Raw genomic sequence first — 24,419 nt, 5'->3', positions numbered from 1 at the left:
CATTCCCTCGAATAAGCCATTTAGCATTGGAGTCATCTGTGAAAAATAGGAATACAAGAATCGTGAACTTTCGCTTGTTTAGAGAGGTCAAGACAACGTTGTATTGTGTGTCGTTATCGTCAGCGTGCTTTCTCTCGATACTTGCGCCAGCAATAGCTCAGGAAGCGGCAAGTCCAAACGCACCGGAGCAAAACACTCCGAGAGATGCCATGACGTCGATCGAAACCCCCGCACAGCCCAACGCCATCGCGTTGGGAACTGGTCCATTGCCCGGCGCCGAAACGCCCGAGTCCTGGCATCGTCAATACGGTAGCAAGTTCGCGCGCAATGTTACTGTGGCCACGTTGACTCCCTTTCTACCTGATCCTGGGAATGCGACCGGCGCGGCTGTGATTGTTGCACCAGGAGGAGGTTTCAGAACGTTGTCAATGGAAAATGAAGGTTGGCAAGTCGCCGAGGCGCTTGCCGCCAAAGGTGTAGCGGCTTTTGTGCTCAAGTATCGTCTTAATCAGACTGCGGCCGATCTCAATGAGTTCGCAAATCCTACTAGACCCCGGCCTAGGGGTGGGCCGCGTTCGGGGCGTCCTACACCGGCAGAGATGACCGCTCGTATTGCACCGCAGATTGCCGACGCGAACGCCGCTTTCGCGCTCATCCGCGAGAATTCCGAGAAATGGCACGTGGATCCAGACCGCATCGGCATGATCGGATTCTCTGCTGGCGCGATGCTCACCATGACAACAACGCTGAGCGGAGGGGAAAGCAAACCCGCATTCATCGCCAGCATCTATGGCGGACTGAATGCGGTTGACGTTCCCGCCGACGCACCGCCCCTATTCGTTGCTATCGCAGCCGATGACCCACTTTTCCCTGTTGGCTTTGGTCTGATTGAGAGCTGGCGTAAAGCAAATCGCCCTGTTGAATTGCATTACTACGAACAAGGTGGACACGGCTTTGGCATGTACCAGAAATCCACTACCAGCACCGGCTGGTTCGATGCCTATGTTCGTTGGCTCGGAATGCATGGTTATCTGAAGCCGGCGAGCTAGGACGTAGATATGAGGTGCCAGCGGCTGGTTTAAATTCTGTCAATAGCGAGTGGTGGCTGGGGAAGCCCAGACGCCCCTGGAACGATCACCGACAACCATCAATGGGATTCTCTGGTGTGGGGAACAGGAGTTCCGTGGCTTGATCCCGACAACGAGTTCGGATGCTCGAAGATATAACGACCGCGAGAATCGTTCCAGAGTCAGGGATGGAATATCCAAATGTACGAAACTTGACGGACACTACTGGCGGCAAAGCCGCACCCGCACAATCGTCACAACGTGAAACACTTCGCGACATAGCTGAGGTTATCGGACCTTCAAGCTAACCGCGATCGTTGCGACCGATAGAACCGGCAAGCTTCTTGAAGCGGCGGCCTCCCCGTGCAGGACCCCCAGCGTGAAATTTCGCGGGACTTCTCTTTTTCGTAAATCCTGACAGGGAAATGGCTTACTGAGTCAGAGGCCGTTTGGGTTCAAAGCGGCACAAATGTCACGGCTACGAACGTTCTAGCGATGAGAGGTTCGCGGCTTACGGGCGTCACACTTGGTACGGCGGCCCCCTGTGTGCCAACATGAGTGAGACAACTTTGAGATTTTCAAAGTTGAGGGCACGGAGAGTTTACATGACCGAGAATGCCGACAAAAAGATTTCGAAAAATCCTGAGGTAATCGAGAAGGCGGCCCGCCGTCGCTTTACTGAGGAGTACAAACGCCGCATCGCGATCGAGGCCGAAGCTTGCACGCAGCCCGGTGAGATCGGTGCCTTGCTTCGTCCCGAGGGCCTCTATTCGTCAGTGGTTCAACGCTGGCGTCGCCAACTTCGGGAAGAAGCATTCCCATCATCGAAAAAGTCCAGCAAAGCAGCGTCACCGGCACAACCGTCAGCGGCAAAAGAGAAAGCTTCTCTGATACGCGAGAACGAACGCCTGAAAGAACGGCTCCGCCAGGCGGAGTTGATCATTGACGTCCAAAAAAAAAGTCTCGGAGATGATGCAGACTCGATCACCCGAGAAGAACGACTAAAAGCGGTCGAAGGGCTCAGCAAGCGAGTCGGTGTCGCCGCTGCTTGCCGAGCATTAAGCGTTTCGCGGGCGACGTTTTACCGTCGCCGTGAACCCGATCGGCAACCTAAAGCGAGGCCGCCCCCTGCTCGTGCACTTTCAGCCGAAGAACGAAAGGCAGTGCTCGACCAGCTTAACAGCGAACGTTTCGCCGATCAGTCACCGCGGCAGGTCTACTCGAAATTGCTTGATGAAGGTGATTACCTGTGCAGCGTGCGGACGATGTATCGCGTGCTCGACGAGAATCAAAGCTCTCGCGAACGACGAAACCAGCTACAACACCCCAATTACCAAAAGCCTGAATTGCTTGCGAGCGGTCCCAATGAAGTTTGGTCGTGGGACATCACCAAGCTGAAGGGTCCGGAGACATGGACCTATTTTTACCTTTACGTCATCTTGGATATCTACAGGCGCTTTGTAGTCGGCTGGATGCTGGCGCATCGCGAAAGTGGCGATTTGGCGAAACAACTCATTGAAACAACCATTGAAAAGCAAGAAGTCCAGCCGGAACAATTGATCCTTCACAGCGATCGTGGCCCTTCGATGACATCTCATTCAGTGGCCGAACTGCCTGGTTCGCTGGGTGTCGCCAAGTCACACAGTCGACCGCATGTTTCCAACGACAATCCATTTTCGGAAAGCCAATTCAAAACAATGAAGTACCGTCCTGAATTCCCGAAGCGATTCGGATGCCACGAAGATGCGATCGGGTTCTGTCGAGATTTCTTTGGCTGGTACAACGACGAGCATTATCACAGCGGCATCAGCCTGCTGACGCCATCATCGTTGCATTTCGGCCAGGCCGATGAAATCATTGCAGGGCGAAGAAAAACGCTTCAAGAAGCATGGCGGAACAATCCCGAACGTTTTGTGCACGGCATCCCACAGCCCGGCGAGATTCCAGCAGCAGTTTGGATCAATGCGCCCAAACGAGAACCTGAAGTAAAAAGCGAAGCCCCTGAAGCGAATTGCCCAGGGGCTCCTGAAGTAACGCCTTTGACGCACCCTCGATCCGACTATCCCTCGGCAGGTTGCGTCTCCGCAGAGCCCACGTCTGTTTCGCCGGACAATTCAACGATAGACGATCAAAACACTTTGAACACCCGAGTCATGCCTGAAAAAATCTCGGGGGTTCGGGGGCTGGCCCCTGACCAGTCTGGAATCAGCAACTAATCCACATCAAAAAGTTGTCTCACTGTCGTTGACACATTCCGGTCAGCCGCATAAACCACTTATGGCTAACCACGCGGCATTCGAGTCAAACCCCTTTTTCACTTCACGCGTGTCATCTTGCCTTGCATCATCACGGTCCACTTTCCATCCTCGTTTTGGATTTCGGATGTTGCGATGCACACATCGGGTGATTGGAATTCGTAGCTGTCGCGAAATTTTGTCAGCTTGCCACCGTCCATGAAGTTCGGGCCATCGGCAACCAACTCCAATCGCTTGCCGTCTTCGCTGACTGTGCCGCTGTACTGCCACATGTGGTTCAGCATCGAATCCACCCAACTGCCGACGTACTTCTTCTTGGTCGTGTCGTATCCAATCGTCTGAATGGCTTGAAAGCTCTGCCCACCGGCTTCACCTTCAAACCGATTGATTACCCAAAATTCACCCAGCATCCGAGAGGACATGCTCCCCGTGCATTCGACTTCGGGTGACTGGTCGCTGGCAATCGATTTTGAGTTCGATTCCCATTGGCCGTTGAATTTCTGTAGCCACGCGTGTTCCTTTTCTGCCGTCGGCAATTGGGGCGGTTGGGCGTTGGCGGGTCTTGTCGCGATGACAAACAAGATCAGCAGGACAATAGCGGGTTTCATCAGAGTTCTCCTGGAAACAGAAACAAGAAACCGTAGAGTGACTTGGCGGGTGATTCGGGGCACTAAGTGGCGGTCTCGTTCGCCGGCTGGGACAATCGCTGTCGTAGCTCTGCCATCAGATTGGGATCCAGCGAACAAGCCGCCAGTCGAGATGGCGGTGTTTGGGCATCCAGCCACCCAACGAGCCCGGAAAAGATCTGAAACAAGTCTCCGAGTATCGGAATTTCACCGGCGATGATCTCGACCGGCGATGTTGACGCAACGGTTTGGTCATCACTTCCAAAGCTCGCGAGAAAGCTGATAACACCGACAGGTTTGGAACCGGTACCAAAGATGGCGTGCATTTGCTTTTGCCTGGCCGCTGGGTCATCGCAATCAATGTCGGCACTTCGGACCATCTGCGAAAATTGATCCGTGGCGTCGATCGGAGTTAAGGATGCAATCTGCGATTTTTCAATCACACCAGCCATTTTGACGGTCAAGTCGATGATCACAGACACACCCTCGACCAGTGCCGATTTGTCCGGCGCCATTTGAGTGATTGCCTTCGCGACAAGACTTTTGATCGGAAAGAGCAACGGTTTCAAATTTGGATCCGAGTAGCCTTTCCGCATCAACAACAGATCACGATTGCCATCGGGTGTGCGAAGAATGATCGACGGCTCCTCCAATGTCCCCTCGGCAATCGCCTCTTTCAAATTGGGATTCTTGATAATCGTCGATTGGATGTTCATGACAAAATCCGAAGGGAAACAAGCGAAGATTTCAGAACTTCTAGTGGCGCAAGCTGCGGTTGAAAGGCCAGCTCAAATTCCCACGACTTCGCGCCAGGTTTTGGCCATCAGCTGGTGCCCTAGCTGAGTCGGGTGCACACCGTCGCCGGCCAGCTTTTGCGGTTCGGTTCCGGACGCAACGGAATCGTCGAACATGGTTTGAAAGGGAACCCAGATTGCTCCTGCATCCATTGCGACTTCTTTGGCATACGTTCGTCGCACGTCGAATTCCGGGAACCATTTGTCTTGATTCTCTTTGACCGTTCCACTCATCAATACAAACGGTTCGCAGATCACAAACGTTGTCTGCGGAAGGGCCGTTCGGGTGCGTTCCAGTAAAGCGGCGAATCCAGCTTTGTAGCTTTCCGAAGTCCCTTCGTATTTGCCATTCAACTTGTGCCAGATGTCATTCACACCGATCAGAATACTGAGAATCTTGGGTTGAAGGTCGATGCAATCTGCCTGCCAACGTCGATCCAGATCGGGAACCTTGTTACCAGAGATGCCGCGATTTTGAATCTGCAAATCAAGATCGGGGTGGTCCTGACGCAGCGATTCGGCGATGAATTTGGGGTACCCACGCCCGAGGCCCGCATTGGCAACCGGCGACTTCTTTTCTCGCCCGGCATCGGTGATCGAATCTCCTTGAAACAGGATCACGTCGCCTTTGGACAAAGCCAGTTTCTCAGCGGCGAATAGTTCCGCTGGTTTCAAACAGGTCAATGCGCCGGTGGAGGCTGCTGCGGCAAGAAAAGGTCGACGTTTCATAGGTCATTCAGTGGCAGGAAAGTGGAATCGAAGCGGGGTTAACGGCGGGTCGGCGGAATGACGCATCGCAAGCGTCAATCACGTCGTCACCAAAGTTTAGCCAGAAGCTGGAACAGATGCACTCTTTCACTCCGTCCCCCAGCCGCCACCGCCCGGCGTTTCGATCCGCAAACGGTCACCCGCTGTAACTTCGATGGTCGTCGCCGGAGGCAGTTCGGTGACCGATTGATCGCGCCGGATCAACAGGTTTTTGCCGCTTTTCCCGGGGTCGCCACCGGAAGCGCCATAGGGTGCGGTCGTCCGCCGACTGGTGATCATGGAAACGGTCAATGGTCGCAGAAACTCGAACACCCGCACCAGTCCGTCGCCGCCGCGGTATTTCCCCCCACCACCACTGCCGCGGCGGATTGAGAACTCGTGCAATCGAATCGGCAGTCGTGATTCCAAGATTTCTGGGTCGGTGATCCGCGTGTTGGTCATGTGCGTGTGCACCCCGTCAGCACCTGGGCCAAAAACGGTGGCGCCGGCACCACCGCCGATCGTTTCGTAGTACCCGAAACTTTCATCGCCGATCAGCACGTTGTTCATCGTCCCTTGGCTGGCGGCGACACTACGAAAGACGGGTGCGTCGGTTTGGATCGATCCAATCGCGCCCAACAACACATCCACCAAACGCTGGCTGGTTTCAACATTGCCGGCGACCACAGCGGCACACTTGGCCGGATCGGGATCAAAGGGCGGCGAGAGCAAACCGGTGGGTATCCGCAGATCAATCGATTGCATCACGCCATCGCAAAGCGGCAGATTCGAATCACAGAAACAGCGCATCACGTACAGCACGGCCGAGGTCACAATCGACGGTGTCGCGTTGTAGCCACGAGGATGAACGTCACTGGTGCCGTCGAAGTCGACGACCAGCCGGTCTCCGTCACGTTCCAGACGCACACAGATTTTTGTGCCGTCGTCCAAACAGTCTGCGAATTGCATCGGCCCCTGCGGCAAGGTCTTGATCCAGCGCGTCACCGACTGATCGGCGACTTCCAACAATCGCTGCATCATCTGCTGGACCAACGGCAGCGTCAGTTCCGATGTCATCTTCTGCAAGGCATCCGCCCCTTCGCGGCCGGCGGCAATCTGGGCACGCAAATCGGCCAGATTCTCGGCCACGTTGCGCGAGGGAAATTGACCGCTGGAGAGCAATTCGCCGAGTTCGTTTTCGTAGGAGACCCCATCGCGGACCAGTGCAAAGGCGCGGACCAGAACCCCTTCTTCGGCCAGCGTGGTTGCCATCGGAGGCATTGAGCCGGGCGTCGCACCACCGATTTCGGCATGATGGGCACGACTGGCGACAAAAAAGGTGGGCTGCCGGACAGTCGGGTCGGCCGAATCCGCTGAATCAGGTTGAAACACGGGCGTCACTACGGTGACATCAGGCAGGTGCGAACCACCGGCATAGGGATCGTTGGAAACGTAGCAATCGCCCGGGGACATTTCCGGAAACTGCTTTGCCAAGTGCCGGACGGTGTGTCCCATCGCGCCCAGATGGACCGGCACGTGCGGTGCGTTGGCAATCAACGTGCCGTCACCACGAAACACGGCGCAGCTGAAATCGAGTCGTTCTTTCACGTTCACACTGACGGCCGTGCGCCGCAGGACTTCGCCCATCGCATCGGCAATGCTTTGCATTCGCCGCGCCACGATTTCCAATTGCACCGACTCGTTCCACTGGGCACGATCATCCGTCGCTTGCGCGCTATCAGAACCGACCGTCGCCGAGGGTTCTAGTACGATCGAACCATCCTGGCTGACTCGACCGGCCCAATTCGGTTCGACGATGAGCGTGGACTGGTCACTGACGATAATGCTGCAAGAATCGATCGAATCGCCGGCGGCAAGTCGATCACGGTCGATCAGGTGGAACGACTGCCAGCGACCTTGGCAATAAACATCAGCGGTTGGCCGGTCCTTGTTGCTGTCACGTGTGGTGGCATTGGATTGGCCGGTGCCTTCGGTGGCCCGGCGGATTGGTTGCGAGAACAATTCCGGTCGTTGACCAGTCGCACTCTCGGTGGCTTCGCAGCGCAAACAAACCACTTCGATCGAACGGTCCTCACGCCGATAGCCGAAACGTTGTTGATGCTCTTGATGAAACCGCTGGCTCAGTCGATCGAGTTCCGGCGCGACAGGGCGTTGCAGATCCAAACTGATTGCCGAATCGGTGCCCGCATACCGGCAGTCACATTCCAAACGGGTTTGTCCTGCCGCCGAATCGCTGATCCCGATCGCCTGCAACGTTTCCTGACACAGTTGACCGGCCAGACGCTGAAACTGGTGGCCATCAATTTCATCCAGCGGTTTGTAGACACCCAGTGTTTCGATTCGTCCTGTCAAAGCGACACCGATACCGACCGCGCTCAAGACGCTGGCGCGGGGATGATCGATGATGGTTTTCATCCCCAGCACGTCCGCAATGCGACAAATGTGTTGCGCTGCTGCGCCACCAAATCCGACCAATGCGTGGTCGCGGACGTCGACACCGCGTGCGGTTGTGATCGCTCGAACGGCTTCGGCCATGTGCGTGACCGCGATATCCAAAAATCCTTCGGCCAACGATTCAATTTGGCTCGATGACGGAGACATCGGTGACGGTGGCATCCGTGACACAACGTGCTTGATTCGCTCTTCGGCGGCAGCGGGCAACAACGGGAACGGAAATCGATCGACACGCAAGCGACCGAGCAACAGGTTTACATCGGTCACCGTCAACGGACCGCCGCGGCCATAACAGGCGGGTCCCGGCGAGGCGCCCGCACTGGTGGGGCCGACCACCAACCGTCCACCGACATAATCACAAATCGACCCGCCGCCGGCCGCGACCGTGTGGATGTCCATCATTGGCGTCATCACCCGCAAATCGGCGATGCGGGTTTCGTAGCGGCGCCCGACCTGGCCGTCGTACCGGCTGACATCGGTGCTGGTGCCGCCCATGTCCAACCCGATGGCATAGCGACAGTGATGGCTACTGGCGATGTGTTGCAGCGCGACGACGCCACCGGCCGGACCGGACAGCACACTATCGCGACCACGAAAATCATCGCTGGCGACCAAGTTGCCGCCGCTGGTCATCAGCCGCATCTCGCAGTTGCGGCCGCCGAACTGTTGACTAACACGCCGGACATAGGCCGACAAGATCGGATTCAAGTAGGCATCCAGGGTGGTGGTTTCAGCGCGAGGCACCAATTTCACCAACGGTGCGACTTCACTGGAGCGACTGATTTCACGAAATCCGATTTCGCTGGCCAGACGCTGCACGGCGATCTCGTGGGCCGGATTCAAATGCGCGTGCAATAAACAAATCGCCAGTGTTTGGATGCCGGCATCATAGATCGATTGCAGGGCCGCGGAGATCGCGGGTTCATCAATCCCGATCAATTCATCGCCCGTTGCATCCAACCGCCCCTGGATCTCGACCACATGCTCGGCCAGCGGCGGAGATTTCTGAAACGCCAGATCAAACAGTTCCGGGCGATCTTGTTGGCCGATCAGCAACACATCGGCAAAACCTGCGGTCACGATCATGGCGGTCGCCGCCCCCGATCGCGTGAGCAGTGCATTGGTGCCACGCGTGGTTCCTAGTCGAACCTGTAGCGGCGGCAATGGCTGGTCGATCGGGATGCCCAGCAATAGGTGTGTGGCTAACACGGGGGCTTCCAAGTGACAGTCGATTTCGACCAACCCGCCGGCGCCGGGGCGATCCGCCGCAGAGAGTCCGTCGGCGTCGGATGACCGTTCGGAGTGAGCGACTCGGACCATCGCGGTGTCGGGATCAAAGGATTCAATGTGCCCCCAAAAGAGATTCGCGCCGTCGACCAATCCGTCCAGTTTTGCCGAACGAAAAAAGTCGACCGGTAAACGACCTTCGGGCAGGCCGGCCAGCAGTTCGGCGGGGATTTGCAATTGGATCGCGCCGTCGTCGGCGAGACGCTCGATGCGACAGCGAACAAGCCTCGTGGACAAGACCTTCAAACAACCGCTGTGGGAGTCGCCCTGCGCGTCAGTCCACGCCGCCAGGCAATCGGTGAAGGTTCCCCCGACATCGGCGCAAACGGAAAGTTGATGGAACTGGGACAAAACGTGACTCCACTGACAAAGGCGATGGCAATTCGATCGATTAGCCGCGATTGAAAAGCGCCAGACATTCCGTGGTGTGATCTTGATCGATCAGCGCGACGATGATGTCGCCCGGTTGCAGTTGATCACTGGCGGTGGGGACGCGAATAAAGCTGTCGCGTTGCAGCGCGGCGACCAGACAGCGCCCGGCCAGCGGCAGTTCGGCCAGGGTGGCGCCGGTGACCCGCGCCCCCTCGACGATCTCCAGTTCGTAAACGCCGATTTTGCCGTTGGGCAATCGACGATGGCTGATCACGGCGCCCTCGTTGAGGAAACCCAGGATTTGTCGAGCACCCACATCACGTTCGCTGACGACGTGGTCGATCCCCAGTTTTCCGACCACATTGGCATAATCGGGTCGTCCGACGACGGCCATGACGTGGCGAGACCCCAGCTCACGAGCCTCCACACCGGCCATGATGTTGCTTTCGTCGCTGCCGGTGCAGGCGACAAAGTAATCGGCCGCACCACCGCCTTCATCTTCCAACACACTGCGGCGGTTGGCGTTGGCGTGCACCACGGTCATGTCCGGAAGCAATTTGGCCAGTTGTTGACAGCGGTCAGGATCATTTTCCAGCAGTGTGATTCGATAGTCCGACGTGGGCAGGGCGCGGGCGATGTGAAATCCGATCTCGCCGCCACCGGCAATGATCACGCTTTGGCGACTGGCGCGTTTGGTAGACGATTTAAACAACCGCCGACTCTTGTTCACTTCACCGGGTACGCCAATCAGACTGACCCGGTCGCCGACATGGATCTCGTCTTCACCGCTGGCCAGCCACATGTCGCCGTCGCGTTCGATCGAACCGATGCGAACCGATCCCGGCAGCTTCAATTCACGCAGTCGTTGATCGATCGCTTGCGCCTGGGGTTCAACCTCCGTTTCATAAACCTCCAGATGGCCGCGGGCAAAGTGCTCCAAGGGGATCGCATCGGGATTGCGGATCGCACGTGCCAATTCAAAGGCGCTCAGCTGTTCCAGACTGAGCAACGCATCGATGCCAAAGTGAGTTTGGTAATCAAACGTACTGGAATCGCGAAAGGCCGGCGCATAGACGCGGGCAATACTGCGCCGCGCGCCCAGAGCTTTGGCCATACTGGCGGCGACCACGTTGACTTCGTCGTCACCGGTGACCGCTAAACAGATGTCGGCACTACAGACATCGGCTTGGAACAACACCGTGCTCTGTGACGCACTGCCTTCGATCGCGCGGACGTCCAGTTCGCCATTGATTTGGCGGACTCGTTCCGGATCAATGTCGATGACCGTGACATCATGCCGTCGCCGACAAAGCATGTCGGCGATCCAATGACCGACGGTTCCCGCCCCCAAGGTCAATACGCGCACGCTACACCATCCAGTTGATCAACACGAGGATCAAAAAAATGATGGCCATGAATCCGGTGATCCAGCGGGCGGTGTAATACGCATGCCGCAAAATCGTCTGCGTGTCCTCGTGCCGTGTGGCACCGAACACCAGCGAGATCGAAATGATCAGTGGAACGTAATACATCAAATAGGTCGGTGAGATTGAAATCATCCGTTCATCTCTCCAGCGGCGGGTTGGGGCGGTGTTTTCGTCTCGTCCGCCGAATCGTCTTCGTCGTCCGTTTTCTTGCGACCACTGATCGGAACCGCCAGCGGACCAGAATAGGCGTCGTAAATGACCAGGATATTCAGCAGGCCGGCAATCATGGTGTACCAAGTTCCCATTTCGTAGCCGGCTCCATAGGTGGCATACCAGGCGGAGACCTCGTCAGTACGGTCTTCGATCACCGGACGTTGGGGCGGCGCCATGAATCCACCCCACATCGGTTCATAGCCTTGGGACGTGATTCCCTTGACCGTCATCTTTCGCATATGGTTGCCCTGGATCAACGCCGGCAGCGCGGCCACTCCGACCCCGGCCTGCAAAAAGTAATGCCAGCGTTTGTCGCCCGGTTGCCAAGACGCATAGACGACGTGACCGCCGCCGAGGGCAAACCCCAGCATCCAGGTGGTCATGATACAGACCAGGTACAAACTGGCCTTGGTCATCCGGCCTTGATAGAAATGTCCCGCTCCGGGGATCAGCCAAGCTAGAAACGCTGCCAGCGGTCGATTTTTCAGGTCGATCTTTTGCGAATCGATTTGGATGACGTTTTCGCTTGATGCCATTTTGAATTGTGTGAGGTGGGAACCGGCAGCGCCGAGGGTTGAGCGATAGCTGCGTATTTTGAGTGAAACTGTCGGCGAGCGATAGGCGAGTGATTACCGGTCGTTCGGCCGGGACCAAGCGATCAACCAGGATTCACCATTGACGCGACAGGCGGCGGATTGGTACCGGCAGCATTACCGGCCAGGCCACTGCGATTGCCAGTTCACTTGCCGGCACGTTGCTCGCCCTCCGCCTTTCCTGGATTGAATGTATCGTCTCATGAACTTCCTGCACGTTGTTCCCAGCCCCGCCATGATTGTGCCATTCGCCCGAAATGTCGGCTTCTTGGCGTTGTTCTTCGGTTGTTTGCTGACGGTCGGCTGCGGTGGCAGCGCCACCGAGCAGCAAGCGGCGCAAACCGCGGACACCAGTCAACAGCTGCAACAGAGCGCGCCACTGGAGCCCACCGCGATCGTCAGCCAGTTCTTGGATCGCGTCCGCCGCGGCGGCAATGATTCCGGTGCGAGTGAATTGCTGACCAAACTGGCGCAACAAGAAATGACTCGGATCGGCCGACCACTGCAATTCCCGGGTTCGCCTGACACACAATACAAAGTGCTTCAATCCTTTCCGATTCCAAATCAATCCGATGCGGTGTGGGTACAAACCTATCTGTCCGAGCCCGCCGAAACCGGCCAGCAAATGCAATATGAAGTCGTTTGGACGTTGCGCAACGAGTCCGACGGTTGGCGAATCAGCGGTTTTGCGATCGACCAGGGAAATGAGCTGGAACCGATGCGAATCGACTTTGAAAACGGTGCCGAGATGGAAGCTCGTTTGGCCACGGCTTTAGGGGATACGGAGTCCGAAAACCGTTAGAACCGGTTTCATGTGACGCAACCCGCAGTGAATTTTTGGAAAAATGGGCAATCTTTACCTGCGTCATTTAGACACGCATGTTGGCCTATTTTCGCTCCAGCGGTGAACAGCCACCCCCTTGCAGGAGTGGCTTTTCAGTCCTGGTCAGGACGTTGATAAGCCCCCGATAACTCGCTTTTCACGGCGATTTTCAACGGATCGGCGTTCCATCGCCGTTTGCCGCGCGATCGCTGACTGGGAGTCCCAAGTTCCCAATTTTCTGAATCCTTTCAGACCTTCTAGTGATTGACACTGGTTCGGCCAAAGTTACTTTATCCACGAAATCACGTGGGCCGCAAAATTTCCGCAGAGCACCTATCTTGCGTGTTCAGCAGATTCGGTGATGGTCACCGACGTCGGAACCTACGGGGGAGCCGGGATATGGCTTCTTGATTTGAAGTGTGCGTGGAGGATCGCACCAGTAACTCCGAAACACTTGGGAGAAAACAATGAATCGGAAAATGGTCAGCGGGATCGCCGCGTTTGCACTATTGATTGGTGCGGCTCTCGCCATGAACGAAACGTCGGCTTACGCTGGCAACTGTGGTGGTGGACTATTCGCAAAGCTGCACGCCAAAAAGGCTTGTGGCGGTGGATTGTTTGCCAAATTGAAAGCAAAGCATGCTTCTAGCTGCTGTGCTCCTGAACCTGTCTGCTGCGAACCAGCCCCTGCACCGGTTTGCTGCGAACCAGCACCGACCTGCGGTGGACGCAGCCGTCCAAAATTGTTCGGTCACCTGTTCGCTAAATTGAAGGCCCGCAAGAGCTGCTGTGCTCCCGAGCCGACCTGCTGCGAACCAGCCCCTGCACCGGTTTGCTGCGAACCAGCTCCTGCACCAGCACCTTGCTGTGATGCTGCCCCTGCACCTGCCTGTGGCGGATGCGGCGAAGCTGCACCAGCTTGTGGCGGATGTGGCGAAGCTGCTCCTGCTTGTGGCGGATGCGGCGAAGCTGCACCAGCCTGTGGCGGATGTGGCGAAGCTGCACCTGCACCAGCCTGTGGCGGATGCGGCGCTGCTGCACCTGCAGCTGGCACCGGCTGCGTCGGATGTGGCGGTGGCGTAGCTGCTGCTGGATCGGACGCCGGTTTCGAATTGGCTGACGGCGAAACTTTGGTTCCCGGAAGCGTTCAAAACGTCGAAGCTGCTGCACCTGCCGCTGCTGCTGACGCTGCTGCCGAACCAGCGGAAAGCGCAAGCGACGCTGCTGGCGACGCACCTCCAGTTCCGACTCCAGATGCGGACACCAACATCTAATCTCGATTTTCAATCGAGTTTGATATAAAAGACCCGACGTCGCTCACCAGCGACGCCGGGTTTTTTTCTAGCCGAGTTGTTGAGCGACACGTTTTGCCGCACCAACAACCGCAGCAATTCCCACGCCCTGCAGCGCATTGGTCGTCAGGTATAGGCCGGGAACTCTCGCGATCGCGTCCTGAATCTGGCTGACACGCTGCAAGTGCCCGACATGATATTGCGGCATCGCATCCTGCCAACGGACCACACGCGAAAGTGTCTCGCGGCCCTGCATTCCAATCAGATCCGCTAATTCTCCGCGAACCATCTCGATCAATGCTTCATCGCTTTGGTCTAACAACGCGGCCTGCGTCGCACCGCCGACAAACACGCGAATGATGCAGTGATCCGCCGGGCAGCGAACCGGATATTTGTGGCTGGCAAAGCTGACGGCCAGGATGTTGCGGTTTTCGATCGGCGGAACAACAAATCCGAACCGCTGCGGCAGCCTGGTCAGTTGTGACTGATGCACACACAACACCACGATCGCGGTCGATGCCGATGGAATCGCAGCTAATTGCTCAGACGCGGTCTGACACTCGGCAAGTACTGACTGTTCGCGGACCGATACCAGTAACCGTGACGAAACAGCCGCCGGGGTGGCCAGCACGACTTGGTCAAATTCATGACTCTGGCCGCCCGCATCCACCCGCCACCATGCCGAATCGGGCTGATCGGAATCCTCCGGGTTGAACTCCAGCCCGGTGACGGCGGTTTCCATTTCGATCGCTGCGGCATCAATCCCAGCGACCAGAGCGTCGATCAACTGCTGCATTCCACCGGCAAAGCTACGGAATTTTTCGTAGCGAGCGCCGGCGCTGTGCCGTTCGGTGTTGTCTTTGTTTTGACGTCGCCGCTGCTTGGTTGCCGCGGCGAACGAACCGTGTTGATCGACCATCGCGGCCAGCGGCGCCATTGTAGCGTTCATGCTCAGACGTTCGATGTCGGCGGTGTAAATCCCGGCGACCAGGGCACCAACCAGTCGATCGAGGGTTTCGCTGCCCATTCGATGGCGAACGAAATCGGCAACACTGACATCGCCGCCGGCATGGCCAGTGCGTTCCGGGAGTGGTCCGATCCAGCGTTCACACAAAAAACGCAGTTTCCCCCCCACGGACAGCAGCGGCGTGGCCAGCATGGGCCACAGTTTGGTCGCCCGCATCAGCACGAAGCCATCGGGAATCGGCACCAGAGCGCCGTTGTGCAGGATCATTGCCCCGGCGCGTTTGACATCGGGCAGAATCAGTTGATCTTCGACCCCCAGGTCGCGGCACAATTCGAGTGCTGCTGGCGGCTCGGTTGCGAACATGTCCGCGCCGTGGTCGATCACAAACCGACCCGATTCGGGGTGTGCCGGGTCAGTTGAGGGCACCGATTCGGTTGCGATCACCCCGCCCAATCGCGATCCCGACTCGAACAGCGTGACAGCGGTCTCGGGGGCGCGTTTCAACACATAGAACGCGGCGGTCAACCCGGACAGACCGCCGCCAATCACAGCAATACGTTTTGGCATAGGACGCTCTCTATCGTCCCGATCCCATCTCCATCTCCATCTCCATTTGCATCCTCATTTCTTCTTCGTAGTCATCCATTTCGCCGTAGTAGTCGCCACCGGATTGACCGCCGCGTCCGGATCTCAGGTTCACGCTGCCCATTTGTGCGATCAGCGGGCTGATTTGAATGATCAACCCGTCCATGGCGACATGAAACTCGCGCGCCGATTGGGCGCTGCGGGCCGGTTGCAGATCGGTGTCAATTTTCATCGCCAAACCCTGCAAAATCGTGTCCGATATCCAGGCCGACTGGGCCAACTGATCCAAGCCCGTCTCCCAGTTCTTCATTGCCTCGGTCCACTTTTCGCCGGCCAAGTCTTGGGGGACCCACAAGCCATCGACACTGACATAGTTAACGGTTTGCTGCGACTGGCCGCTGCGGATGACGACCGCTGCCTGGCCATCTTTTTCGGCTTGAACTTCGTAAGCCGGCTGGGAAACTCCCATCGATTCAAGATGTTGGTAGATTTCGGCGATCCGCGGTGCGGCTCGCTGGTCAAAATCCACCAGCCAACTTCGCAGTGGGACGGTGGCCAAATCCTCTAATTTCAACAGTTCAGGGTTCAAACCCTCGCGGAGCAGACCAGCGACGGCTAGCAACATGCCACGAAAATTTTCTTTGGCGACGTCATCGAGTGCCTGCACACGCGGATGTGACAACACCCAGCGTTGGTGCGTGACGGTCAGTTCGCCGATCGAATGCATTGCTGCCAACGCTTGCTGTAGCGCCCGCAGATTGATTTTTTCCAGACTCATCCGCAGCATCCGTTCCAAATCGCTCTGCTGACTTGGTGGGAGTGAATCAAAGGCGGCGATCAATCCATGCCCGTTGCGATTTTGTTGATCCATCCACTCCAATCGGGCTAACAATCCGTCAACACCGATCGCCGGCTGATAGGCGGGTGCGGTGGGCGGTTTCGGCAGCGGGGTTGGCGCCGGCGCGGCGGCTTCGGTCGCGGCGGCGTGAATCTGCTGCATCGTTTCCGATCGCCGACGCTGTTGATCTTCGCCCATCCGACGGGCCTGGATCCGGCTTTCAGCAATCAAATCGTCGACGCTGACACTGACACGCCGTTGGCCGGCCAATTCCAGCACCACCTGGTTGCCCCACAGACCGATAAAATCCGCTTCGACCGTCCGTGAACCGTCCAGACTGGTCCAGCGATCGGCGGCCCGGCAGCGATTCGGCAGTGACACCGCGATGACGATCAATCCGAATAACGCGCATCGGCCGTAGAAACCGGCAAATTGTGAGCGACAGTATTTGTTGCAAAATGACATTTTGAGAAAGTCTCGCGAGTTCCAATGAGTCGAGAAGTGAACCGTGAGTCCATGGGCGACGCGACGCCGCTACGTCCAGTATATTGCGAATGTGGTATCAATACCGCGGCATTTTTATCGGGAACGCAGATTTGCGTTCCTCGCATCGCCTGCTCGGAGGAAGACGTGCCCGTCTCGGAAAACAAACTGCAAACCGACTTTGTTGATCTCCGACACAAGCATTACAACGCCACGGTGATTCAGCGAATCGATTGTCATGAAAACCTGGCTCGATTCTGTATTCGCCCCGATCACGGCGTGCCGGCCTTTGAGCCCGGTCAATACGTCACGTTGGGGTTGGGATTATGGGAGCCTCGATTGGCAGGCACCCAACCGGAAGTGGTTCCCGAATCAAAGCGGACGCGAGTGGCAAAACGCGCTTATTCAATCTCTTGTCCGCTGCTGGACAGTGACGGTCGTTTGGCGCCGATCGATTCGATCGATTACCTGGAGTTTTACATCACGCTCGTGCGCGCCGCCGACAGCCCGGAAAAGGCCCCACCGGTACTGACGCCTCGGTTGTTCTGTCTACGCGAAGGCGACCGGATCGCGGTGGGCAAAAAAATCGTCGGCGCCTACACGCTGGGAAACATCGATCCCGATGCCACCGTCCTGATGTTGGGCACCGGCACGGGCGAAGCACCACACAATGCGATGACAACGTCGTTGTTGGCACGCGGCCACCGCGGCCGAATTGTCAACGCTTGCTGCGTGCGGTATCTGGGCGACCTGGCCTACCATCCGCGCCACTTGTCACTGATGGACCAGTATTCCAACTATCGCTATCTGCCGTGCACCACTCGCGAACCCGCCAATCTGGACGCCAGTCTGCCGGGCTATGTGGGAAAACAATACCTACAGGATCTGTTTACCAGTGGAAAACTGGCCGAGGCTGCCGATGATCCTTTGTCCGCTGACAACACGCACGTGTTTTTGTGCGGCAACCCCAGCATGATCGGCTACATTCCTCCCGGCGGTCAGCCTCCCGCCTCGCCAGGCATGTTGCCGCTGTTGGAAGCCGCCGGGTTTCGGCAATCGCACGACGATGAAGGTCCCGGTCGCATCCAATTCGAAAAGTATTGGTAACCACTCTTTCAGGCGACAAACCTTTTCGTGGCCTCACGCTTGCGTTAGAACGACGTCAGCATTTCTTTTACTTCCGCATCACTCGTCATCCCAGCAACTTGATGGACCTTTCAAAAAACACAATCGCTTTGATTCTTGGTGGTGGTCGCGGAAGTCGACTATTTCCGTTGACGAAGATTCGCGCCAAACCGGCCGTTCCCTTGGCCGGGAAGTACCGATTGATCGACATCCCGATTTCCAATTGCATCAACAGCGGATTGCGTCGGGTGTACGTGTTAACGCAGTTCTTGTCGGTCAGTTTGCATCGACACCTGCGGCAAACGTATCGCTTTGACCACTTCACCGGCGGCTTTGTTGAATTGCTGGCCGCCCAACAAACGGTCGAAGCAGGAACCGATTGGTACCAAGGCACCGCGGATGCCGTTCGCAAGAACTTGCGCTACATCCAACAGCCCGGGATCGAACATGTCCTGATCCTGTCCGGTGACCAACTGTACCGAATGGATTTTCGCGACATGATGCGGACCCACATCGAATCGGGCGCCGATGCGACGATCGCGGGAATCCCCGTCGATCGCAAAGACGCCAGCGCACTGGGCATCATGCAACTCAATGATGACGGTCGGGTGACCGGGTTCGTCGAAAAACCGCAAAGCGAAGAAGACATCGCCAAAGTCAAGATGGACCCGGCGTGGATCGATGCCCGTGGCATCCCCAGCAAAGGCCGCGACTGCCTGGCCAGCATGGGTCTGTATATCTTCAAAAAGGAAGTGATGGTGGAATTGCTGCAGGGCAACGATCACCAAGATTTTGGCAAAGAAGTGTTCCCCGGCGCGATCGATTCACGCAAAGTCCAGGTGCATTTGTTCGACGGCTACTGGGAAGACATCGGAACCATTCGCGCGTTTTACGACGCCAACATTGCCTTGGCCGGCAAAGCACCGCAATTCGAAATCGGTTGTGTCAATGCACCGATCTACAGTCGCCCCCGGTTCCTGCCGCCGACAGCGGTTGGTGACAACATCAAAATCCATGGCAGCCTGATCGCCGACGGTTGCCGGATCGGCGATAACGTCACCATCGAGAACAGTGTGATCGGATTGCGAACCGTAATCGGCGACAACGTCACCATCAAAGACAGCGTCGTCATGGGTGCCGACTACATTGATGATCAAGACGAACAGCCCGCCGGATCAATCCCGGTCGGAATCGGTAAGAACAGCGTCATCAGCGGCGCAATCCTCGACAAAAACTCGCGCATCGGCACCGACGTCTCGATCACCAATGCGGGCAACGTCACCACCCACGGCGAAGACGAACCGCTGCAAGTCCGCGACGGAATTTCGATTGTGATCAAGAACGGCCAAATCGAAAACGGTTTCAAGTTTTAGCGCCGCGCAATCACGCGGTGAAAGTGCAACTGAACTTCGCGATCGACCACCCGGCGAACGCCTTCGACCAAACATTTGGGTTCATTTTCGCTTTCACCACGCTGGATGATACTGTCCAAATCCGTGCCCGGATTCACGCTGAATGTCCGCTGGTTAATCGTTTGATTTCCAGCGTCTAAATCGGGGATGATGAAATGGCAGGTCGCCCCGTACGACAACATGCGGGCCGAAAACGCGTTGTGATAAGGACGAAAGCCCGGGAAACCGGGCAGCAATCCGTGGTGCAAGTTGATGATCCGTCCGCCGGCAAATTGCCAACAGGTACTCGCCGGCAACACTCGCATGTAGCGAGCTAGAACCACATAGTCGACGTCATACTGATCCAGTAAACGCACCATTTCAGTGTCATCGACCGCGCCGGTGGCGTCGCCGATGCGATGAAAGGGAACCCCAAATTCACTGGCCAACGGTTCCAATTTCTGTCGATTCGATAGAATCACCGACGCTTCGGCGGCCAGTCCGCCATCGCGAATCGCTTCGAGTACCGCCCGTGGGGTGTGTTCGACAAACGTGCAGCAGATCGCCAACCGCGGGACGCGTCGCCGATCACCGCTCCAAACCCGAATCGCCAACCCGGTGTGATCGCCGATTTGTCGCATCGCCGACTGCAGCATGGGGAATTGGTCGGCATCGATCGCGATCCGGCACAACATCGCAAACAACTGCTCTTCATCGTGGTCGTACATTTGAATTTCGGCGATCCGGGCCCCCTGACCGGTGACGTAGTGAATGATCGGATCGGCCAGCCCAACGTTGTCAGGGCCAAGTGCAGTGATGACGACTTCCATTAGAATGCTCCTGTTGATACCTCCATTGTCGCCCGATTCCGTTTTTCATTCCATCCCACGACAATTCACGTGACTGCACCGACGCTGCCGATTCGTTTGAAACGCGATCAATTTCCCAAAGGGGAAAACCTTTGCGAACACTGCACTGCAAAATGCTGTCACTATTTTGCCCTGCCGATCGACCAGCCAGTCAACCGAAAAGATTTTGACTATGTCCGCTGGTATCTGCTGCACGACCGGGCAACCGTCTTTATCGAAGACGAAAACTGGTACCTGTTGGTACACACCACCTGCAAACACTTGCAAGACGATCATCGCTGTGGCATCTACGACAACCGGCCTCAGATCTGCCGTGACTACACCACCGATGAATGCGAATTCGATGACGACTGGTGCTACGAACAATATTTCGAAACCCCCGAACAGATCGATGAATACGCCGACGCCTTGTTCGGCCCCCAGTTTCAACCGTCCGACCAGGGCAGCCCCGATTCGATCCGCAGTCGCCGGCCCAGCGGACTGCCGATCCTGAATTAAACCATCACGCCGGTGCGGTCCACTGGATCGTCGAACTCTCCCATTTCCCACACTCCCACTTTCGAACTGTTTGCATTGATGTCACTGATCAAACCAAGAACGCTCAGCGGTTTCCGCGACTATCTGCCCGCGGTGATGATTCCGCGAGAACGATTAATGGAAACGGCTCGCTCGGTTTTTCGCTCCTACGGATTCGCGCCGATCGACACACCCACGCTGGAGTATCTGGAGATCCTGTCGGGTAAAGGTAGCGACGAAACCGATCGTCAAATCTATCGCTTTGAAGACAACGGTGGACGCGCCGTCGGCATGCGATTCGATTTGACCGTTCCCTTGGCACGCTTTGCCGCCCAACACATCAGCGAACTCGGCACCCCTTTCAAACGCTATCACATCGCGCCGGTGTGGCGCGGCGAACGCCCCCAAGCCGGACGCTATCGCGAATTCGTCCAATGTGATTTCGACACCATCGGCACGACCAACGTGATGGCCGACATCGAAGTTGTCGCGGTGATCGATCGGTTGCTGCATGCGATCGGGTTCGACGCGTTTACGATCAGCATTAACAATCGTGGCGTGTTGACCGAACTGCTACGGCACTTGGATCTGGCCGACCAAACAGTGGCGGTACTGCGATCGTTAGACAAACTGGCCAAGATCGGCCGCGAAAGAGTCGCTCAAGAAATGTGCGATGCTGCCGGTGTGTCCGCCGACCAGGCCGACCGCGTGCTGCAACTGGCCGAACTCGATGGCGAAGCCGAATCGATCTTCGACGCGCTGCCGGGAATCATCGGCAACAGCGACGATGCCGGCGTTGCGATCGGTCGCTTGCGCGACGTCTTTGACGGTGCGTTGGCCGCCGGGGTCCCTCGCCAGCGGATCAAGATCGATGTCTCCATCGCGCGTGGACTGGATTATTACACGGGCATGATTTTTGAAACCACGCTCAACGACTTGCCCTCCATCGGCAGTGTTTGCAGCGGCGGTCGCTACGACAACCTGGCGGGGATTTACACCAAACAACATCTGCCGGGGATCGGCGCTTCGCTGGGACTGGATCGATTGCTCGCCGCGATGGAACAGTTGAAGTTACTGCCCGATGCCAAAACCCCCGCGCCGGTATTCCTGGCATACTTCGATCCCGATCACCGCGACGATTATCTAAAACTGTCCGCTCGGCTGCGTGACGCGGGAATCGCCAACGAGATTTACCCGGACGCCAAGAAACTGGGTGTCCAATTAAAATATGCCGATTCACACGGCTTCCAGGTGGCATTGATCGCCGGTGGCAGCGAATGGCAATCCGGTAAAGTACAGGTCAAGACGCTGGCAACGAAAGAATCGGTCGAAGTGGAATACCGCCACGACCAACCGGGGGAGCTGGTGGAGGTTCTCGGCCGTCTCCTTGCGGACGATGTATAGTGGAAGCGGCCTACTCCCAATCACCGGATTCTTAATCGAATATGTCCATTGCCACCCCACCGGTCGCACCGCGGAAGACCTCCGCCGCAGATCAGTTGATCGAGCAACGGATCGACGAGGCTAGGCGTGCGCTGTGGTGGAGCGAACTGACCCGCACCGGTTTGCAGGTCGTGATCGCAACCATGCTGGCGTTGTTGGCTTGGTTGATCATGGATCAGTGGATCTACTCCCCCGGCCCACTGGTGCGCGCGCTATGCTTTCTGTCACTGGCCGCAGCCGCCGGCTGGTTTCTCTACCGCAAAGCTTGGCCGGTGATCACCTCGCGGGTAACCACCGAATATGCGGCCTGGGCTCTGGAGCAAGATCATCCGGATTTTCGCCAGCAACTGACCAGCTACGTCACCCTGAAACAATCCACTGGCGGTCGTGGTGTCCGCGCCCGCGTCGTCCACGCGATCGGATCACGCGCTGCATCGTTACTAAAAACTCATGACACACTTCCCGGTGAAGCCACCGGGACATTCCGCTGGTGGATCGCCGCCGCTGCGATCCTAGCCGTGCTGGCAATCTACTTTGTTGCCTCGCCAAAAAATTCGTTTGCATCGGCCAAGCGATTGGTCAGTCCGCTGGCAAATATCCAACCCGCAAGGCGCGTACAAATTCAGGATGTCCAACCGGGGCACAGCGAAACACTGGCCGGTCGCAGCATCGATGTCTCTGCCAAAGTCGTCGGCTTGCGCCACAATGAACCGGTCTGGTGTCGCTGGACCGGTGACGGTCCCGACCGCCAATCCCAGCTGGAACTCGATCCTAGCACGCAGCGCTACAGCGGAAAATTAGATCTGGATCATGGCGCGTCCGGCGCAATGCATTACAGCATCGAAGCCGGGGACGCGATCGCCGGACCGTTCGATTTGCGAGTGCAAAATGTCCCGGTCGTTGCCGTCGAAAGCATTCACTACACACCGCCCCAGTACACCGGGCAAAAGCCTCGCACCACGTCCAGCCCATCGATCACTGTGATCGATGGCACCAAAGTACGCATCACCGCCAAGGTGAACCGCCCGGTCCAACGCGCTCAATTACAGTTCAACCCCAAACAACTTGGCGACACCGTTCGCGCCTCCGGTGGCATCGCAGCGATGCAAATCGCAACGGACCAAATCACGCTGACCAGTGAACTGACGTTGCGATCGGCCAACGGCAAAGCCGCCACCGTGGAACCGGAAAGCTATCGCATCAAGGTCTGGGACCAGAGCGAACAATCCAATCCTGACCCAATCATCTATCCGATCCGTGTGATCCCCGATCTGCCTCCCGAAGTCGCAATCGTGGTCCCTCAGAAATCACCGGTCGAAGTCCCCATCAATGGACAACAAACCATCGAAGTCCACGCGATGGACGCCGATTTCCAACTGCAGAGCGTCAGTTTGCAAATCGACCGCGGCATCAAGTCGATCGACCAACCGCTGATCTGGGTCAAGCCCGCCGACGGCAGCGGCAAAGGCAACCAAGTCACGGAGTATCGGTTTCGTCCGCTGGAACACCAACTGCGAGTCGGTGACGTGGTGCGAATCGCGGCGACCGCGGTCGACAATCGTCGCATCGACGGCGACCCCAGCGTGCAACCGAACCAAAGCACAACCGATGCCATTGAAATTCGTATCGTCGACCAGCAATCCGATCTGCCCCAAGACCCGACTGGCAATGACGGCCTGTCCCAGCCCGATGATTCTCCCGCCAGCGATGCGCAACAACCACAGCAACAAGACTCGGGCGGCAAGCAATCCGGTGGGCAACAGGGTGGCGGACAAAGCGGAGACTCTGGCGAAGCAACCGAGGGGCAACCCTCGGATAGCTCCGATTCGTCCCAACAGCCCGACGGCCAAAATCAAAGCAATCCCTCCGGTTCCGGCGGCGACTCCCAAGGTGACTCACAATCCAGCAACTCCGGCTCAGGCGGCGGGCAATCCAGTTCTGACGCCGGCGGCCAAAATCCACCTCAGTCGCAGCAACAAACCGACCCGCAAGATCCAAACGAATCGGGCAAAGCCACCGGCAGCCAAGATCCCGGTGGCAATCCTGCCGATGGCACACCGTCTGATGGCAGCCCCTCGGATGGTCAAACCCCAGCCAATTCGGATCCAACAGGCGGTCCGCCCAAACACGACGGCGAAGCATTCGAACGGATCAAGGACTATTTAGAAAAGCATCCGCCGGAGGAGAATCGCGAGGGTGGAGGTGGCAATGAATCCGGCAGCAAAGAATCC

17 protein-coding genes and 2 pseudogenes are annotated in these 24,419 nt (G+C 57.1%); 8 read left to right on the top strand and 11 right to left on the bottom strand.

Going from position 1 to position 24,419, the window contains the following annotated elements:
• Window positions 1–209: 209 nt before the first annotated feature.
• Both NHH03_RS11735 and NHH03_RS11730 read left to right on the top strand, forming a co-directional pair.
• Entirely contained in the window at window positions 210–1,049 is an 840-nt protein-coding gene (locus NHH03_RS11735) for an alpha/beta hydrolase (RefSeq protein WP_253156238.1), read from the top strand.
• Window positions 1,050–1,672: 623 nt separating this feature from the next.
• Window positions 1,673–3,040 (top strand): annotated as a pseudogene (locus NHH03_RS11730) (IS3 family transposase); the annotation flags it as partial.
• 341 nt (window positions 3,041–3,381) lie between these two features.
• Here NHH03_RS11730 and NHH03_RS11725 read toward each other — a convergent pair.
• The 7 genes from NHH03_RS11725 to NHH03_RS11695 form a co-directional block, all read right to left on the bottom strand.
• Complete coding sequence (locus tag NHH03_RS11725) at window positions 3,382–3,930, bottom strand: DUF1579 domain-containing protein (protein WP_253156237.1); 549 nt, start codon at window positions 3,928–3,930, stop codon at window positions 3,382–3,384.
• A 62-nt stretch (window positions 3,931–3,992) separates the two neighbouring features.
• Complete coding sequence (locus NHH03_RS11720; protein ID WP_253156236.1) at window positions 3,993–4,664, bottom strand: hypothetical protein; 672 nt, start codon at window positions 4,662–4,664, stop codon at window positions 3,993–3,995.
• A 72-nt stretch (window positions 4,665–4,736) separates the two neighbouring features.
• A complete protein-coding gene (locus tag NHH03_RS11715; protein ID WP_253156235.1) occupies window positions 4,737–5,471 on the bottom strand; it encodes an SGNH/GDSL hydrolase family protein in 735 nt (244 codons plus the stop codon).
• 126 nt (window positions 5,472–5,597) lie between these two features.
• The gene (locus NHH03_RS11710; RefSeq protein ID WP_253156234.1) at window positions 5,598–9,488 is read right to left on the bottom strand and encodes a hydantoinase B/oxoprolinase family protein; all 3,891 of its coding nucleotides are present in this window, start codon (window positions 9,486–9,488) and stop codon (window positions 5,598–5,600) included.
• Window positions 9,489–9,642: 154 nt separating this feature from the next.
• A complete protein-coding gene (gene trkA, locus NHH03_RS11705) occupies window positions 9,643–10,989 on the bottom strand; it encodes a Trk system potassium transporter TrkA (protein ID WP_253156233.1) in 1,347 nt (448 codons plus the stop codon).
• A gap of 1 nt (window position 10,990) precedes the next feature.
• Complete coding sequence (locus NHH03_RS11700) at window positions 10,991–11,182, bottom strand: hypothetical protein (protein WP_253156232.1); 192 nt, start codon at window positions 11,180–11,182, stop codon at window positions 10,991–10,993.
• Window positions 11,179–11,799, bottom strand: a complete 621-nt coding sequence (locus NHH03_RS11695) for a DUF6677 family protein (protein WP_253156231.1) — start codon at window positions 11,797–11,799, stop codon at window positions 11,179–11,181. The genes NHH03_RS11700 and NHH03_RS11695 overlap by 4 nt, the downstream gene beginning before the upstream one ends.
• Window positions 11,800–12,058: 259 nt before the next feature.
• On the opposite strand from NHH03_RS11695, the gene NHH03_RS11690 reads away from it, so the two are divergent.
• Window positions 12,059–12,658: a hypothetical protein gene (locus tag NHH03_RS11690; protein ID WP_253156230.1), complete on the top strand. Its 600-nt coding sequence runs from the start codon at window positions 12,059–12,061 to the stop codon at window positions 12,656–12,658.
• Window positions 12,659–13,441: 783 nt separating this feature from the next.
• Here NHH03_RS11690 and NHH03_RS11685 read toward each other — a convergent pair.
• The 3 genes from NHH03_RS11685 to NHH03_RS11675 are packed head-to-tail and all read right to left on the bottom strand — an operon-like array spanning window position 13,442 to window position 16,826.
• Window positions 13,442–13,966, bottom strand: coding sequence for a hypothetical protein (locus tag NHH03_RS11685; RefSeq protein ID WP_253156229.1), 525 nt, complete (start codon window positions 13,964–13,966; stop codon window positions 13,442–13,444).
• A gap of 54 nt (window positions 13,967–14,020) precedes the next feature.
• Window positions 14,021–15,505, bottom strand: a complete 1,485-nt coding sequence (gene hemG, locus NHH03_RS11680) for a protoporphyrinogen oxidase (protein ID WP_253156228.1) — start codon at window positions 15,503–15,505, stop codon at window positions 14,021–14,023.
• A gap of 10 nt (window positions 15,506–15,515) precedes the next feature.
• Window positions 15,516–16,826, bottom strand: a complete 1,311-nt coding sequence (locus tag NHH03_RS11675; RefSeq protein WP_253156227.1) for a hypothetical protein — start codon at window positions 16,824–16,826, stop codon at window positions 15,516–15,518.
• A 36-nt stretch (window positions 16,827–16,862) separates the two neighbouring features.
• On the opposite strand from NHH03_RS11675, the gene NHH03_RS11670 reads away from it, so the two are divergent.
• Complete coding sequence (locus NHH03_RS11670; RefSeq protein ID WP_253156226.1) at window positions 16,863–17,951, top strand: ferredoxin--NADP reductase; 1,089 nt, start codon at window positions 16,863–16,865, stop codon at window positions 17,949–17,951.
• A 101-nt stretch (window positions 17,952–18,052) separates the two neighbouring features.
• Window positions 18,053–19,342 carry a glucose-1-phosphate adenylyltransferase gene (locus NHH03_RS11665; RefSeq protein WP_253156225.1) on the top strand — a complete coding sequence of 430 codons (1,290 nt, stop codon included), beginning with the start codon at window positions 18,053–18,055 and terminating at the stop codon, window positions 19,340–19,342.
• Here the strand turns inward: NHH03_RS11665 and NHH03_RS11660 are convergent.
• On the bottom strand, window positions 19,339–20,190 hold the full coding sequence (locus tag NHH03_RS11660; RefSeq protein WP_253156224.1) for a formyltetrahydrofolate deformylase: 852 nt from the start codon (window positions 20,188–20,190) through the stop codon (window positions 19,339–19,341). The genes NHH03_RS11665 and NHH03_RS11660 overlap by 4 nt on opposite strands.
• Window positions 20,191–20,259: 69 nt before the next feature.
• Between NHH03_RS11660 and NHH03_RS11655 the strand changes: the two genes are divergently transcribed.
• From NHH03_RS11655 to NHH03_RS11645, 3 genes and pseudogenes are all read left to right on the top strand, one after another.
• Window positions 20,260–20,727, top strand: a complete 468-nt coding sequence (locus NHH03_RS11655) for a YkgJ family cysteine cluster protein (RefSeq protein ID WP_253156223.1) — start codon at window positions 20,260–20,262, stop codon at window positions 20,725–20,727.
• 84 nt (window positions 20,728–20,811) lie between these two features.
• Window positions 20,812–22,149 carry a histidine--tRNA ligase gene (hisS, locus tag NHH03_RS11650; protein ID WP_253156338.1) on the top strand — a complete coding sequence of 446 codons (1,338 nt, stop codon included), beginning with the start codon at window positions 20,812–20,814 and terminating at the stop codon, window positions 22,147–22,149.
• A 41-nt stretch (window positions 22,150–22,190) separates the two neighbouring features.
• Window positions 22,191–24,419: pseudogene (locus NHH03_RS11645) on the top strand (circumsporozoite protein- membrane associated protein); the annotation flags it as partial.

Source organism: Stieleria tagensis, from assembly GCF_024129865.1.
GTDB classification, from domain to species: domain Bacteria; phylum Planctomycetota; class Planctomycetia; order Pirellulales; family Pirellulaceae; genus Stieleria; species Stieleria tagensis.
This window is presented reverse-complemented; position numbering and strand designations above follow the sequence as displayed.

What these genes read in the sequence shown, in the direction of transcription:
- NHH03_RS11735 (WP_253156238.1), top strand. Translation starts at nt 210, where the DNA reads ATGACGTCGATCGAAACCCCCGCACAGCCCAACGCCATCGCGTTGGGA.
- NHH03_RS11725 (WP_253156237.1), bottom strand. Translation starts at nt 3,930, where the DNA reads ATGAAACCCGCTATTGTCCTGCTGATCTTGTTTGTCATCGCGACAAGA.
- NHH03_RS11720 (WP_253156236.1), bottom strand. Translation starts at nt 4,664, where the DNA reads ATGAACATCCAATCGACGATTATCAAGAATCCCAATTTGAAAGAGGCG.
- NHH03_RS11715 (WP_253156235.1), bottom strand. Translation starts at nt 5,471, where the DNA reads ATGAAACGTCGACCTTTTCTTGCCGCAGCAGCCTCCACCGGCGCATTG.
- NHH03_RS11700 (WP_253156232.1), bottom strand. Translation starts at nt 11,182, where the DNA reads ATGATTTCAATCTCACCGACCTATTTGATGTATTACGTTCCACTGATC.
- NHH03_RS11695 (WP_253156231.1), bottom strand. Translation starts at nt 11,799, where the DNA reads ATGGCATCAAGCGAAAACGTCATCCAAATCGATTCGCAAAAGATCGAC.
- NHH03_RS11690 (WP_253156230.1), top strand. Translation starts at nt 12,059, where the DNA reads ATGAACTTCCTGCACGTTGTTCCCAGCCCCGCCATGATTGTGCCATTC.
- hemG (WP_253156228.1), bottom strand. Translation starts at nt 15,505, where the DNA reads ATGCCAAAACGTATTGCTGTGATTGGCGGCGGTCTGTCCGGGTTGACC.
- NHH03_RS11675 (WP_253156227.1), bottom strand. Translation starts at nt 16,826, where the DNA reads ATGTCATTTTGCAACAAATACTGTCGCTCACAATTTGCCGGTTTCTAC.
- NHH03_RS11665 (WP_253156225.1), top strand. Translation starts at nt 18,053, where the DNA reads ATGGACCTTTCAAAAAACACAATCGCTTTGATTCTTGGTGGTGGTCGC.
- NHH03_RS11660 (WP_253156224.1), bottom strand. Translation starts at nt 20,190, where the DNA reads ATGGAAGTCGTCATCACTGCACTTGGCCCTGACAACGTTGGGCTGGCC.